Annotated in this window: 12 protein-coding genes; 2 read left to right on the forward strand and 10 right to left on the reverse strand. The window is 68.4% G+C overall.

Features of this window, described 5'->3' with window-relative positions:
• Positions 1–3: 3 nt before the first annotated feature.
• The 6 genes from SK095_RS05200 to SK095_RS05225 form a co-directional block, all read right to left on the reverse strand.
• Positions 4–1,080, reverse strand: a complete 1,077-nt coding sequence (locus tag SK095_RS05200; RefSeq protein ID WP_320548118.1) for a WD40/YVTN/BNR-like repeat-containing protein — start codon at positions 1,078–1,080, stop codon at positions 4–6.
• A 94-nt stretch (positions 1,081–1,174) separates the two neighbouring features.
• Positions 1,175–2,548: a DUF1329 domain-containing protein gene (locus SK095_RS05205; protein ID WP_320548119.1), complete on the reverse strand. Its 1,374-nt coding sequence runs from the start codon at positions 2,546–2,548 to the stop codon at positions 1,175–1,177.
• A 10-nt stretch (positions 2,549–2,558) separates the two neighbouring features.
• Entirely contained in the window at positions 2,559–4,253 is a 1,695-nt protein-coding gene (locus SK095_RS05210; RefSeq protein ID WP_320548120.1) for a DUF1302 domain-containing protein, read from the reverse strand.
• 99 nt (positions 4,254–4,352) lie between these two features.
• Complete coding sequence (locus tag SK095_RS05215; protein ID WP_320548121.1) at positions 4,353–5,573, reverse strand: acyl-CoA dehydrogenase family protein; 1,221 nt, start codon at positions 5,571–5,573, stop codon at positions 4,353–4,355.
• An 83-nt stretch (positions 5,574–5,656) separates the two neighbouring features.
• Positions 5,657–6,535 (reverse strand): alpha/beta hydrolase, encoded by an 879-nt coding sequence (locus SK095_RS05220; protein ID WP_320548122.1) that lies wholly within the window; start codon positions 6,533–6,535, stop codon positions 5,657–5,659.
• A gap of 22 nt (positions 6,536–6,557) precedes the next feature.
• Positions 6,558–7,457 (reverse strand): VOC family protein, encoded by a 900-nt coding sequence (locus SK095_RS05225; RefSeq protein WP_201487530.1) that lies wholly within the window; start codon positions 7,455–7,457, stop codon positions 6,558–6,560.
• Positions 7,458–7,783: 326 nt separating this feature from the next.
• On the opposite strand from SK095_RS05225, the gene SK095_RS05230 reads away from it, so the two are divergent.
• Together SK095_RS05230 and SK095_RS05235 are read left to right on the forward strand one after the other, a co-directional pair.
• A complete protein-coding gene (locus SK095_RS05230) occupies positions 7,784–9,628 on the forward strand; it encodes a sigma 54-interacting transcriptional regulator (RefSeq protein ID WP_320548123.1) in 1,845 nt (614 codons plus the stop codon).
• 143 nt (positions 9,629–9,771) lie between these two features.
• Positions 9,772–10,533 carry a tetratricopeptide repeat protein gene (locus SK095_RS05235; RefSeq protein WP_320548124.1) on the forward strand — a complete coding sequence of 254 codons (762 nt, stop codon included), beginning with the start codon at positions 9,772–9,774 and terminating at the stop codon, positions 10,531–10,533.
• Positions 10,534–10,613: 80 nt separating this feature from the next.
• Here SK095_RS05235 and SK095_RS05240 read toward each other — a convergent pair whose 3' ends face one another.
• From SK095_RS05240 to SK095_RS05255, 4 genes are read right to left on the reverse strand one after another with little or no spacing between them, the layout of a single operon-like run.
• A complete protein-coding gene (locus SK095_RS05240) occupies positions 10,614–12,020 on the reverse strand; it encodes an MFS transporter (RefSeq protein ID WP_320548125.1) in 1,407 nt (468 codons plus the stop codon).
• A gap of 31 nt (positions 12,021–12,051) precedes the next feature.
• A complete protein-coding gene (locus SK095_RS05245) occupies positions 12,052–12,627 on the reverse strand; it encodes an isochorismatase family cysteine hydrolase (protein WP_320548126.1) in 576 nt (191 codons plus the stop codon).
• Between the two features lie 25 nt (positions 12,628–12,652).
• Complete coding sequence (locus SK095_RS05250) at positions 12,653–13,384, reverse strand: SDR family NAD(P)-dependent oxidoreductase (RefSeq protein WP_320548127.1); 732 nt, start codon at positions 13,382–13,384, stop codon at positions 12,653–12,655.
• Between the two features lies 1 nt (position 13,385).
• Positions 13,386–14,831, reverse strand: a complete 1,446-nt coding sequence (locus tag SK095_RS05255) for an FAD-dependent oxidoreductase (RefSeq protein WP_320548128.1) — start codon at positions 14,829–14,831, stop codon at positions 13,386–13,388.
• Positions 14,832–14,897: the final 66 nt, after the last annotated feature.

Raw genomic sequence — 14,897 nt, forward strand, 5'->3', positions numbered from 1 at the left:
GACTCAACGCAGCGCGCCCGGCTCGAAGAAGGAAACGCCGTTGACCCCGACCGCCACGCTGCCGCCGTCGGCGGTGGCCAGCAGGCCGGCGAAGGGGAACTGCGCGCTGGGCTTGACCGGCCTGAAGCTCTGCCCGTCGTCGCGGCTCAGCCAGCCGGCGCCGGACTCGTCGACCAGCAGGATGCCGCCGTCGGCCAGGTTGACCCCGGCGGTCAGGCTCTGGCTGCCGGCGAACTCGACCTGCTGCCAGCTGGCGCCGGCATCGCCGGAGCGGAACAGGTTGCCGCGCAGGCCGAAGGCCAGCAGGTGGCCGCGCTGGGTGACGACCAAGCCGAAGAAGCTGCCCGGATAGGGCTCGCCGAGCGGCTCGAGCTGCTGCAGGTCGCTGTCCAGACGCAGCAGCATGCCCAGCTCGCCGGCCAGGTAGAGCTGCCCGCCGTGTTCGCGGACGACGTTGACGTGGCGCTGCTCGGTGCCGTCCAGCAGCGCCAGCGAGGGCAGCCAGATGTCGCCGCCGTCGTGGGTGACGAAGCCGAAGCCGTAGGCGCCGACGGCCACCACCCGCTGGCGATCGAGGCACTGCACGTCGAGCAGCGGCTTGTCGGCGCCCTCCATCTGCAGGCGCCGCGCATCGTGGGCGCGCTCCGGGTCCTGCAGCTCGCGGGCCTGGACGATGGCGGTGGCGGCCTGCAGGCCGTCGAAGCGCTTGCTCCAGCTGCGTCCGCCGTCGACGGTCTTGAGGATCACGCCGCGGTGGCCGACCGCCCAGCCGGTGTCGCGGTCGGCGAAGCACACGCCGGTCAGGGTCACCGACACCGGCACCTCGGCCTGCTGCCAGCTCTGTCCGCGGTCGTCGGAATAGACGATGTGGCCACGCGCACCCACCGCGACGATGCGCTCGCCGGCGCTGGCCGCGGCATTCAGCGGCGAACGCGCCGCCAGCGGCGAGCGCAGGGCCGCCTGCTGCAGGGTATCGGGGACGTCGCGGACGACCTCCGGCCGCTTCTGGAACTCGGTGTCGGCGCAGGCGCTCGCCGCCGCCCCGACCACGCCGACCAGGGATATGCACAAGGCGATCATTGTTCTTTTCACTGTTGGAATCTCCGCTACCACGGGGTACCGCACGAGCTGCCCTCCCCGCCGGGGCGGGGAAGGCAGCCGACCGCATCGGGACTCAGCGCGCGCTCTGGGTCATCAGCGACTCCGGCGAGAAGTGGCTCTCGCGGCGGCGCTCGGCCATGGCGTACTGGTCCTTGCCGGCATCGCCCAGGGCGCAGTTGTAGACCCAGGCCTTGGTGCGGTGGTCGTGGAAGAAGCCGGTGCAGTAGTTCACCTGGGCCGGGATGTCCGGCGCGGCGAACGGGGTGGTCAACGCGGTGCGCCACAGGGTGCCCTCGGCGTCCCAGCCGTCGAGGATCGCGGTGCCCCAGTTGTCCTCGTCGTAGTAGTACTTGCGCTTGGGCACGGCGTGACGCTTGCCGGGCTTGAGGGTCGCCTCCACTTCCCAGACGCGGTGCAGCTCCCAGCGCATCATCTCCGGCTTGGCATGGCGCTGGCCCATCACGTCCTGGTCGGCGTTGGCCAGCAGCTTGTTACTGTTGTAGGGAATGATCATTTCCCGCTTGCCGATCAGCTTCCAGTCGTAGCGCTCGGGTGAGCCGCCGCCGCCGAAGGTCTCGTCGACGAAGTTGACCCCGGAGGCCACCACGTTGGGGGTGTCGAAGTTGATGCTCGGCGCGCGGCGCACGCGGCGCTGGCCGGCCAGGTACTGCCACAGGGTGCGGCCCTTAACGTGGTCGAGCACGTTGTGCACCATCAGCGCCTCGCCGGCGCGGAAGGCCGGGGCGTAGGTGGACTGGATCGCCAGCATGTAGTTGGGGTTGGGCGTGCTCTCCAGCGAGCCGTCCTTGTAGTAGTAGGGATACTGGCCGTCGTCGACCGCGGCGGTGGCCAGCACCTGCTTGCCGTCGGCGGTGGTGGTCCACACCTTGTACTTGGTGTGGGTGGACTCGCCGCGCCACAGGGTCATGTGGTTCCAGTGCACCTCGAGGCCCGACTGGGGAATCGGGAACGGCACGCCGCCATAGGCGCCCTTCACGGTCAGGCCGTCGTTCTCCAGGGTGGCGCGGGTGGCGTTCTTGAGGGTGTTGTCATACACCCACTGCGGCGCCGCCGCGGTGCGCCGGGTCGGATAGACGTCGATGCGGAAGGTCTGCGGGTTGTCCTTGAACAGCTGGATCACGCCCTCGGACAGCTTGTCCTTGTACTGGTCGAGATTGGCCGCGGTGATGGTGTACAGCGGCTTGTCGGCGGCGAACGGGTCGACGTTGCGCTGCCCCTGCTGGTAGCCGGCCGGCACCTCGGTGAAGCCGCCGTTCCAGGCCGGGATGCTGCCGTCGGCGTTGCCGGCGCGCTCGGCGCCCATCGGCGTCAGCTTGCCCTTGAGGGCCTCGGCCTCCTGCGGGCTGACCGCCGCATGGGCGGCGCCGATGCACAGGGACAGCAGGGATACGCAAGTCAGGAAACGGGCTTTGTTGTTCTTGTACATGGTCAACACCTCAGAAAGTGTGCGAGACGCTGAAGGCGATGAAGTCGCGGTCGGCGTTGGTCTGCTCGTAGGTCTTGATGCCGTTGATGTTGATCGGCGCCGAGGGTCCGAAGTAGCCGTTGTAGGACAGGCTGAAGTTGATCGACTTCAGGTAGTCGCCGGCGATGCCGATGTTGTAGTTGCCGCCCTTGGCCTGGCTGAAGCCGCCGACCGCCGAGGAACGGCCGTCGATGCCGTAGCCGAAGCCCATCGGCACCGACAGGTCGAGCCCGTCGAGCACCTGGAAGTAGGTCGGGGTGAACACCACGCGCATGGCGGTGGCGTCGCGGGTCGAGTTGGGGTCGAGGTTCTCGCGGTTCTTGTCCACGCTCAGCGTGCGGTTCCACGCCAGCTCGGCGAGGATGGTCGCCGAATCCCAGAAGGTGCCGGTGGGCAGCACGTTGATCATGTTGATCTGCGCATGGGCGGTCTTGCCGATGGCGTACAGCGGATTGCGGTCGTTGTCGCCCACCGCCACCGGCGCCACGGCGCTGAGATCGGCCACGGTCAGGCTGACCAGCGGGGCGTCGTGGCGGATCGACGCCTCGAAGCCGACGTTGGCGTTGCCGATGCCGCGGTTGGCGCTGAAGCCGTAGGCCGTGATGTCCTCGGGGAACACCAGCATGTACTCGCCCTGCTTGTCCGCCGGCTGGCCCGGGCCGACATTGGCGCCCGGACGCACCTGCACCTGGAAGTTCTTGTCGTGGTAGCGCACGGCGTACAGGCCGAAGTCGGTATCCAGCGCATCGGAGCGGTAGCGCAGCTGGATGCCGCCCTGCCCGGAGTCGCGCGCCTCGATGTCCTTGCCGCGGTAGAAGGAAGCCACCGGCCCGACGCCCGGCGCCGTGGCGAGGATGATGCGCTCGCCGCCCTCGTCGAGCAGGTCGGCCGGACTGAAGTAGCTGCCGGAGCCGGGAATGCGGTTGCGCTCCCACTCGAACTGGTAGTAGGCGCCCACCGAGAAGTTGGGGGTCAGCTGCAACTGGCCGGAGATCTGCTTGACCGGCAGGCCGAGTTCCTTGAACTGCGAGTTGGGCACCGACAGCGCCTTGACTGCGTCGATCGGCTGCTGGGCGGCGGCGATGCCGTTGTTGCCGAAGAACAGGCTCTCGCCGTAGAGCAGCGCGTGCTGGCCCAGGCGGGCCACGCCCCACATCTCCTCGCCGATGGCGAACTTGCCGTAGACGAAGGCGTCGAGGAACTCCGCATCGCGGCCGTGCAGGTCGCGGGTATCGTCGGTGAACTCGTCGTGGTCGACGCTGAAAGCGTTGGCGGTGTCCGGCGAATCGTTGTCGTTGCTCTTGTTGTAGACATCGTCGTACCAGGCCGCGCCGCTGACGCGGAAACCGAGGTCCTGGTATCTGACGTCCAGCTCGGAGAGCAGGTCGACACGGTTGGAGATCAGCCCCTGGTCGAAGTTGCGGTCGCCGTCGTCCAGGTTGGGGTCGGCGATCAGCTTGTCGTGCTGGTCCTTGATCCGCCAGGCGTTGCTGTACTTGAGGGTGTTGTCCCAGCGCACCTCGATGTCGCTGCCGGTATCGAACTGGAAGGCCTGCGCCGACATGTTCGGCAGCAGGACGATGGCGACGGTCAGTGCGGACAGTTTGAAGGCCTTTTCCACTGCGCAGGCAGAGTCGACTGGCCGCGCGGCTTTCTTGGAAGTCATGTGGATACCTCGAATTACGCTTGAGCGCTTTTATTGTTATCGGGATGTCTGCCGGCCCCGGCGGCCGGCAGATGCACACATACGGACGTTCTGCTCTCCTCAGTCGTGGATGGATACCGGCTCCAGGCCGAAGATCATCGGCGGCAGCGGCTGGCCGAGCAGGTAGGCGCCGAGCATGCCGGCGGTGTCGTCGGCGTTCTGGGTGATGTGGTTGGCGGCGGCGATGACGTCGCGCAGGATCCGCTGCAGCGGGTTGTCCAGGTAGATGCCGCGCGCCGAGGTGGCCTTGAACAGCAGCATCACCGCCTCCTCGCACTCGCGGCCGACGCGGGCGATGTCGAGCATGTGGTGCACGCGGTCATGGGTCGGCACCAGCTCGCGGCGCTCCACGATCTCGGTGGTCTCGGCCATCATCTGCAGCAGGCGGGCGCGGGCGGTGCGCACGCGCACCACGGCGTTGCCCAGGCGATCCTTGACGTAGGGGCTGAGCGCCGCGCTGTTGCCGTCGGTGGTGTTGGTGCGCACGCTCATCTGGCGGATGTACTCGTCGACGCCACCCTGGGCCATGCCGACAATCAGCGAGGACACCGCGCCGAAGAACACCTGGTTGAACGGGTACAGGTAGTGATTGCCGCGCTCGCTGTACTCGTACTTGATCAGGCTATGCACCCGGTGGGCCGGCACGAAGGCATCCCTGACCAGCAGGCTCTTGCTGCCGGTGCCGGCCAGGCCGAAGGTGTGCCAGTCGTCGATGATCTCGTAGTCGTCAGCCGACACCAGCATGGACAGGCGGTCGATCACCTTGCCGTTGGCGTCCTTGCGCAGGCCGCCGAGGAAAGCCCACTGGCCGTGGTCGCAGCCGCTGGAGGTCTTCCAGGTGCCGCTGATGCGGTAGCCGCCGTCGACCTCCTCGAGCTTGCCGAAGGGCGGGTAGGACGAGGCGATGATGGTGGCATCATTCTCGCCCCACACGTCGACGCAGGCCTGCTCGGGCATGCTGCCGAATTCCCACTGGTGGATGCCGAGGATCATCATGTTCCAGGCGCTGCTGCAGCAGCCGCGGCCCAGCTCCATCAGCACCTTGTAGAACACGCTGGGATTCATTTCCCAGCCGCCGAACTTGGCCGGCTGGAGGATCTTGAAGAAACCGGCATCGACGAAGGCCTGGATGGTTTCCTTCGAGACCATGCGGTTCTTTTCCACCGATGTGGCCTTTTCCAGCAGCATCGGGATCAGGTCGCGGGCGCGCTGCAGGATCTCGGCTTCGCTGGGAATCTGCTGGCAGGCGAGCAGTTCGGACTTCTTCAGGACTTGGTTCATGGTGTGATCTCTCTGTTCTTGTTATCGGCAGCCCACCGCCCGCAACGGGCGGCGGGGAGATGCGGTTGAGCGTTGTGCGGGATTCAGAGCTTTCCGCTGGCGAGGAACTTCAGCATCACGCCGTTGAACTCCTCGGGGTCCTCGTACTGCGGCCAGTGCCCAGCCTCGGTCTTCATCACGTACAGCTGGCCCCGGGGCAGGCGCGGCAGGGCGGCCTCGGCGGCGGCCACGTCGTGGATCGGGTTGTGGGTGGTCCACAGCAGCAGGGTTTCGCACTGCACCTGCTCCAGCTCGATCATGTCGGGCTTGCCGCCCTCCTTGACCCGCTTGAGGCGCGAGTAGATCAGCGGCGCGCACTGCTGGTAGCCGGCCGAGGAATAGAAGGCCAGGCGGGTGGCGATCAGCTCGTCGCTCAGCAGGTGCCAGTTGCCTTCGAACAGCAGCCACTGCATGCGCTCGCGGATGCTGTCGAAGGTCGGCGCCTGGCCGAAGCTGCGCGCCGACAGTTCGGCCAGGTACTTGAGGTCGGCGCGGCCCTTGTCGCTGACCACCGGGATGCCGCCGGTGGTGTTGAGCACCGCGCGCCCGATGCGCTGCGGGTAGCGCACGGCGAAGTCGCCGGTGACCACCCCGCCCAGCGACTCGCCGGAGATGTGCGCCCGCTCGATGTCGAGGACATCCATCAGCTCGCGCAGCTGCTCGACGTAGTCGGCGATCGAGTACTCGATGTCGGTCTTCTTCGCCGACAGGCCGTGGCCGACGTAGTCGAAGGCGATCACGTGGTAGTGCTCGCCGAGGGCCACCACGTTCTTCGCGTAGGCCTCCAGATGACCGCCGATGCCGTGCATCAGGATCAGCGTCTCGGCCTTGCCCTTGCCGGCTTCGGCGATGCGGGTGCGACCGTAGGTGGGCAGTTCGACGAAGCGAATCTCGGCGCCGAGGAAATCCAGCCAAATGCTCATGTTCGATTCTCCGTGGTGCCGGTCAGGCGATCTGGTTGCGCTTGTGGCCCCAGTCGCTCATCTCCGAGTAGCTGCGCACTTCCCAGGTGGCTTCGTCGATCACCACCCCGCCCCAGCCCATCTCGAAGTTGAAGCCGGACGGCGTGCGCGCGTAGAAGGAGAACATGCGGTCGTTCGGGTGGTGGCCGAGCTCCAGGGCCACCGGGATGCCGGCCTTCACGGTGCGGTCGTAGGCCAGGCCGACGTCGTCGATGTCCTCGACCTGGAACATGATGTGGTTGAGGGTCTTGGTCGCCACCGGGTTCTCGGCGGTGGCGATGGAGTGGTGGCGGCCGCTGGCGGTATGGAAGAAGGTCGCGTCGACCAGCAGGCCGGGCATGATCTCCTCGCGGATGTAGTCGCTGACCCGCAGCTTGAGCACGTCCTTGTAGAAGCTCAGGGTCTGCTCGCCCTTGCCGGCCTTGGCGAACGGCAGGATGTGGCCGACGCCCAGCTCGCCGCAGATGAAGCGGCTCTTCAGCACCTTGGAGCGGAACACGTCCTGCAGCTCGGCGACATGGGCGCCGAAGAAGAATTCGTGGGTGAAGCCGTTGGGGTCCTGGCAGGCGTAGGCCTTCTCCACCTTGCGGCGCTTGAGGATCTCGGCCGGCAGCGCGGTGACCTCGACGCCCTTCTCGCGCAGCTCGGCCACGTAGGCTTCGAGGCCCGCCTCGGTCTTCAGCTGCCAGCCGGCCACCAGCAGGTCGTCGGCGCTGTTCTCCTCGAGGAAGATCCGCTGCTGGTGCTCGTCCATGCGCAGGCTCATGCCCTGGGCGTCGCGCTGGCCCACATGCATGCCGAGAATCTCGGTGGCGAACCAATGCCACTGTTCCAGATCGCTGACGCCCAGACCGACGTAACCGAGTGAGTTGATCTCTGCCACTGCTCGTTCCTCTGTTGTTTTTATAAGTGCCCCTGAGCGGGGCTTCGTCTTGCGAGGAACATTGCGAGCGGCGTGCCAAGTTCGTGGAGGCCGCCAGAATCGACAGGAAAATTCTTTTGAATCAGATAGATAGAAAATCAATTGCCGCAAGCGGAAGGCTCGCACCGGCGCCTCGGCCGTCGGGCCGGCCTTGCGAAAATTCGCAAGCCTCAGAAAATCCGCGATGAAAAATCGCAACTTTCCCTTGCCGGCGCCGGAGCGGGCGGGCGAAGCTGAAAACGGCCGTCAGAGCCCTCGACAAGCAAAGAACGACAACGGACATCACCATGACCACGACCGAAAACAGCGCAGGCGCAGGCAAGGGAATGCGCGGCGACGCGCGTGGCATCATCACCGACCTGCGTTTTCCGGACATGCAGGACCTCGCCGAGCACCTGTACTTCAACCCGCGGGAAGGGCTGATCTGGCTCGGCGAGAAGCGCATGCTGCTGGTCCACGCCGAAGCCTTCGGCGCCATGCGCCAGGAGCTGCTGGAGTCCATGGGCGTCGAGTACACCCGTGGCCTGTTCACCCGCCTCGGCTACCTCACCGGGCTGCGCGACGCCGAGCTGGCGATCAGGACCCGCACCAGCGGCTCCCAGCTCGACATCCTCGCCGCCGGCGCCCAGCTGCACGCGCTGTCCGGGATGGTCGAGGTCTCCCCGGTGTGCATCGAGTTCGACCAGAGCAAGGGCTACCTGTACGGCGAGTTCATCTGGAAGCACTCGGTGGAGAGCGACCTGCACGTGGCCAGCAACGGCACCGGCAGCGACCCGATCTGCTGGATGGAGGTGGGCTACAGCTCGGGCTTCCTGACCCGCCTGATGGGCAAGCGCATCCTGGTGCGCGAGACCGAGTGCCGCGCCAGCGGCGACGAGGTGTGCCGCGCCGTGGCCCGGCCGGTGGAGGAATGGGAGGACGCCGAGGAAGACCTCAAGTACTTCCAGCCGCGTGCCGCCGACCACCGCCGCGGCGAACCGGCACCGCCGCCGTCGAAGCGCTCCGAACCGGCCAGCCTGGGCCCCGCACCGTTCGGCCTGAGCCAGCCGCGCAACAGCCTGCCCGAGCTGGATCGCCCGGTGGGCAGCTCGGCGGCCTATCATTCCGCGCTGCACAAGATCCTCCGCGTCGCCAGCACCAATGCCACCGTGCTGCTGCTCGGCGAGAGCGGCGTGGGCAAGACCATGTTCGCCCACGAGGTGCACGCCAACAGCCGGCGCGCCACCGGCCCCTTCGTCGAGATCAACTGCGCGGCCATTCCCGAGGCGCTGATCGAATCCGAACTGTTCGGCGTGCAGCGCGGCGCCTACTCCGGCGCCACCGAGCCGCGCGCCGGGCGCTTCGAGTTCGCCGACGGCGGCACCATCTTCCTCGACGAGATCGGCACCCTCAGCATGACCGCCCAGGGCAAGCTGCTGCGCGTGCTGCAGAGCGGCGAGCTGGAGCGCCTGGGCAGCAACAAGACGCTCAAGGTCAACGTGCGGGTGATCGCCGCCACCAACGAGGATCTGGCCGTGGCGGTCAGGGAAGGACGCTTTCGCAGCGACCTGTTCTACCGCCTCAACGTGTTCCCGGTGACCATCGCCCCGCTGCGCGAGCGCAAGGACGACCTGCCGCTGCTGCTCGACCTGTGCATGACCAAGCTGTCGGCGCTGCACGGCCGCCGGCTGACCGGCATCACCCCGCGCGCCCTGCAGGCGATCCTCGACTACCACTGGCCGGGCAATATCCGCGAGTTCGAGAACGTCATCGAACGCGCGGTGATCCTCGCCGATGACGACGAGGCCATCGACCTGCGCCACCTGTCCGGCCTCAATCTGGCCGAGCAGCGCGAGCGGGTCGGCACGGTGAGCTGGGAGGCCGCCCCGGCCATCGGCATCCGCCTGCCGGCGGGCGAGGAAGTCGGCGTCGGCATGGGCCTGCAGGACAACGCCAGCCGCGACCAGCTGCAGGCGCTGGCCAGGCGCACCCTGCAGCGCGGTCCGGTGCGTCTGACCGACATCGAGGAGGTGTACATCGAGGTGGCCATGGAGCTCAGCGAAGGCAACGTCTCCAAGGCCGCCGGGATGCTCGGCTATACCCGCGCCCAGCTCGACTACCGGCTGAAGAAGATGGCGCAGGGCGAAGGCTGAGGCGGCCGGCAAAAAGAGCTGCCGCGCCTGGGAACGGCAGCCGCGAAAGGCGATCGAAGAGGACCGCAAGCCCCTGCCCCGGAGCACGGGCGGGAGGATCACCGAGGCCTCGACGACCGCTCGCCATCATGATGAAAAAAACCTTGAGCAAGGCCGCCCTGTGGCCGGGACTGCTGATCTGGGCCGCCTGCACGGCGTTCACCGCCAGCGCGGCCGAACGCCCGCTTCGCCCGGAAAGCCCGGTGGTGCGCGCCCTGGTGGAAAGCGCCTCCCGCGACCTCGCGGCCGGGCGGACCGAGCAGACGGCCGCCACCCTGGAGCGCGCCCAGCGCATCGAACCGGGCAATCCGGTGATCGTGCACTACCTCGGCCAGGTGCGCCTGCGCCAGGGCAACTACCCGCAGGCCGAGGCGCTGGCCGCCAAATCCGACGTCCTCTCCGGGGGCGACCGCACCCTGCGCGAGCGCAACGTCTGGCTGATCAATGCCGCCCGGGAGGCCGCCGTGCAGGGACTTCCCCCGGCGGAAGCCGCGCAGCCCGCGGATGACCAGCAGGTTGCCCTGCAACAGCAGCTCAACGAGGAAATCGAGAAGCGCCAGCAGGCCGAAGCCCGGGCTGCCGCCCTGCGCGAGCAGCTGGCCCAGGAGCAGGCCCGCAGCAGCCAGCGGAGCTGGTCGCGGGACGCGGAATACGGAGACGATTTCGAGGAGTCCGGCATGCAGGCGGCGGTGTACGACACGGTGCAGGAGGCGGACATCTACCGCATCCCTCGCGGCCATCGGCCGCCACGGGGGCAATGCCGCATCTGGTTTCCGGAACGCTCGCCAGGCAAACAGCCGCCGCCCGGCGACTGCCGCAAGCTACGCCATCGCGTGCCGGCGGGCGCCTGGCTGGTCGGCTCCTGATCCGGACTGTAGGGGCGAATTCATTCGCCAAATCACCGCGCACAGGCGAATGAATTCGCCCCTACAGGGATGGGGTGGCCTCAGCGCAACCGCCGCACCACTCCCAGCGCCGCGACGAACAGCAGGGCGATCCCCGCGAACACCGTCGCCGGCGCCGCGGCCGCGCTGCCCGCCGGCGCCAGGCCCAGCCAGCCGGCCAGTTCGGCGCTGCCGGCGGAGGCGGTCAGCACGCCGATCAGCGACACCCCCAGCGCCCCGCCGCCCTGGCGCAGCAGGGTGATCACCGCGGTGCCCTCACGCAGGCCGCCGGGCACCACCACCTGGGCCATGCCGGTGTACAAGCCGGGAATCACCAGGCCCAGGCCGATACGGCAGAGCACCACCGCCACGGCGATCCACAGCAGCTCGCGGGCCCAGGCCAGCAGCGCGCAGGCCAGGGCGAAACAGGCCAGCCCGCCGGCCACCACCAGGCGCGCGGACAGGCGGTCGACCACCCGCCCGGCCAGACTGGTGCTCAGCGCCAGGGCCACGCCGCCGAGCAGCAGGATGTTGCCGGTGGTCAGCGCCGGGATGCCCAGCGCGCCCTGCATGAACACCGGGATCAGGAAGGTCGAGCCGTACATGCCGGCGCCGTAGGCGACGCTGACCAGCGCCGCGGCGCGAAAGCCCGGGCTGGCGAACAGCGCGAAGGGCAGCAGCGCATCCTTGCGAGCGCGCTCGACGCGCCAGAACAGCCAGGCGGTACCCAGCCACAGCAGGCACAGCGTCCCGGCCAGCACGGCGGAACGCTCCAGCGCAAGCGGCGTGGCGAAGACCAGCATCACCAGCACGCCGAGCAGGGCGAGGCCCGGCCAGTCGAAGCTGCCGCCCTCCTCCCGCTCCGCCGCGCTGCGCGGCAGGCAGAACCAGCCGAGGCCCAGCGCCAGCAGGCAGGGCGGCACGCCGAGGGAAAAGGTACTGCGCCAGCCGACGTGATCGACGAACCAGCCGGCGATGGTCGGCCCCAGCGCCGGGGCCAGCACCACGCCGAGGCCGTACAGCGACATCGCCCGCCCCTGGCGCTCCGGCGGCGCGGCCGCCAGCACCAGGAACATCGACAGCGGCTGGATGACCCCGGCACAGGCGCCCTGCAGGCCGCGGGCAAGCAGCATGGAGAGGAAGGAGTCGGAGAACGTGGCCGCCAGCGAGGCGAGCGCATACAGCAGCAGCACGCCGAGGAACACCTGGCGCGCGCCGCAGCGCCGCGACAGCCAGGCGGCCAGCGGCGCGGTGAGCACGGTGGCGCCGAGGAACAGCGAGGAGAACAGCTGCGCCACCCGGTGGCTGACGGCGAACTCCTGCATCATCGGCACGATGGCGATGTTGATGGTGGTCGCCGACATCACCACCGCGAAGGTGCCGACGATCAGCGCGGCAGTGGCGCCGAGAGCGGCGCCCTGCACGGGCGCGTCCTCGGTGCGCAGCGACGGGTTTTCCAGCGTGGTCATTTCCGTATCTCCGCTGGTCCACCCAGCTCTGTCAGTCGAACGCGGCGTCCGAGGTGGTCACCGTGCAGAAGCGGCCGATGCTGGCCACCGAGTTGGCATGTTCCTGGGCCGAAGGCGAAGCACAGCAGTCCTCCAGCAGCACCACGTCGAAGTCGCGGTCATGCGCGTCGCGTACTGTAGCCTGCACCACCGCCTGGGTACTCACCCCGCTGCAGTAGATGCGCTCGATACCCTCGCGCTTGAGCAGCAGCTCCAGCCTGGTCTGGTAGAACGGCGAGACGCGGTGCTTGACGATATCCCACTCGCCGGCCTGCGGCGCCAGCGCCTCGTGCACCTGGCCGCCCCAGGCGTTCATCTTGAGGATGCCGTTCCTGGCGATCGGGCCGAACACCTGCGAGTTCGGGTTGGCCTCGCGGTGGTCGTCGGAGAACGCCACGCGCACGAAGGCCACCGGGATGCCCTTGCTGCGCGCCTTGTCGATGGCCGCGGCGGTGCGCGCGACGATCTCGCGCGAGCGCACCTGCTCGCCCAGCGGCGACTTGCCGCTGGCGCCGTCTTCGTGGATCAGGTCGTTCTGCATGTCCAGAACCAGGTAGATGCTCTTCATTGTTTCAAGTCTCTGCTGGGTTGAATCAGTCGCACCACAGGGCGCCGTTGATGTCGAGGATTTCGCCGCTGATGAAGCCGGCCTTGTCGGAGAGCAGGAAGGCGATCGCCTCGGCGACCTCCTCGGCGCGGCCCATGCGCCCGAGCGGGATCAGCGCGCGCAGGGTCTCGGGAAAGGTCGTGGTCATGTCGGTGGCGATCGGGCCGGGCGCCACGGCGTTGACCCGCACGCCGCGGCTGGCCAGCTCCTTGGCGAGGAACTGGGTCAGGCTGTGCACCGCCGCCTTGGACATGCCGTAGGCCACGTTGCCGGCGCTGGCCTGCTCGGCCGGGTCCAGCCACGGGCGGGCGTTGCCGCCGTTCTTGCCGACCACCGAACCGATGTTGACGATGGCGCCCCTGCCCCGCTCGGCCATGCGCCGGCCGACCAGCTGGCAGGGAATCAGCGTGCCCTGCACGTTGATGCGCAGCACCCGCTGCAGCTCGGCCTCATCCAGATCCAGCGCGCTGCCCTTGGAGACCACACCGGCCACGTTGACCAGCGCGTCGATCTCGCCCAGCTCGCGCTCCACCTCCTCCACCGCCGCCGCCACGGCGGCGCGCGAGGACACGTCGCAGGCGCGGAACCAGGCGCCGGCCGGCAGCGTCGCCGGCTCGCTGAGGTCCAGCGCCGCCACCCGGTAGCCCTGTGCGGCGAGCAGCCGGCACACCGCGCTGCCGATGGCGCCGCCGGCGCCGGTCACCATTGCCACGGCCATCTCAGCGGCTCTCCGCAGCGGTGTGGCCGGCGATGCGGCCGAACACCAGGCCGCGCAGCACCGAGGTGCCGCCGCAGTAGTTGCCGAAGTACATGCCGGCGGTTTCCCCGGCTGCGTACAGGTTGCGGATCGGCTCGCCGTCGACGTTGATCACCCGCGCCTGCTCGTCGGTCTTCAGGCCGCCGAAGGTGAACACGTTGGCGGAGATGATCGGGTAGGCCAGGTACGGGCCTTTATCCAGCGGCAGCGCCCAGTTGCTTTTCGGCGGGGTCAGGCCCTCGGTGGCCAGGCCGTCGAGCTGCAGCGGGCGGTACTCGCCGGGACGGCAGGCGGCGTTGTACTCGGCCACGCTGCGCTCCACCGCCGTCACCGGCAGGCCGAGTTTGCTCGCCAATTCGGCCAGGCTCGCGCCCTCGATAGCCGGCTGGTCGGTGCGGATGCCGAGGCGGTAGTTGGGGATGTCCTTGACCCTCTGGTCGAGGATCACCCAGGCGATGCCGTCGGTCTGGGCGAAGATCTTGCGGGTGACGCGTTCGTACCAGGCATCCACCGTGCCCGGCGCCTCGTCGGTGAAGCGCAAGCCTTCCTTGTTGAGCAGCACGCCGTAGGGAAAGATGAAGATCGACGGCTCGGAGATGCCCGAGCGCGGGTCGACCGGCTCGGCGTGGTAGCTGCCGTACTCGCCGGCAGCGGCGGCGCCGATCTCCAGCGCCATCTGGATGCCCTCGCCGCGGTTGTAGTAGCCGCCCTTGCACACCGGGCGCATGAAGGAGGCGCGCGGGCCGACGTAACGGCTGAGCATCTCCAGGTTGCCCTCGAAGCCGCCGCAGGCCAGCATCACCGCGCCGCCGAAGCGGATCTCGCCACGGGCCGGCGAATACGCGCGCAGTCCGACCACCTCGTTGCAGCCGGCGGTCAGCAGGCCGCGCGCGGTGGTCTCGTAGAAGAACTCGGCGCCGAGCGCCTCGGCGCGCGCCGCCAGCGCCTCGACGATGGCCTCGCCGCCGCCCACCGGCAGCAGGCGCGGCTGGGTGCTGGTGAGGAACTGGGTGGGCAGGAAGTCGAACTTCACGCCGTTGTCCTTCAGCCACTGCACGGTGCCCGGCACCTCGGCGGCGAAGGTGCCGATCACATTGGCGTCAATGGCCGCCAGCGCGCGGGTCTGCACCGACCAGGCGCTGCGCTCGCTGAGGCTCTCGGCGACGAAGTCCGGGTCCTGGTAGAAGCCGGAGTTCTCCGCCAGGAAGGCGTCGAAGTCGTCGGTCACCTCCTCGTGGTTCTTCATGCGGAAGTAGGCCTCGGTGAAGCGGGTCTGCCCGCCGCGCTCCTCCTTCTTCGCCCGCTCCAGCACCGCCACGCGCAGGCCGCTCTCCGCCGCCGACACCGCCGTGGACAGCCCCGCGGCACCGCACCCCACCACAATCAAATCGAAATTCAGATCGGTCATTTTTGAGCCTCCCTCTGGTGGTTGTTACGATAGGAAGGCGCCGGCCGCGGAACGAGGCCGGCCGAG

Source organism: Pseudomonas sp. AN-1 (genome assembly GCF_034057115.1).
GTDB lineage: Bacteria > Pseudomonadota > Gammaproteobacteria > Pseudomonadales > Pseudomonadaceae > Geopseudomonas.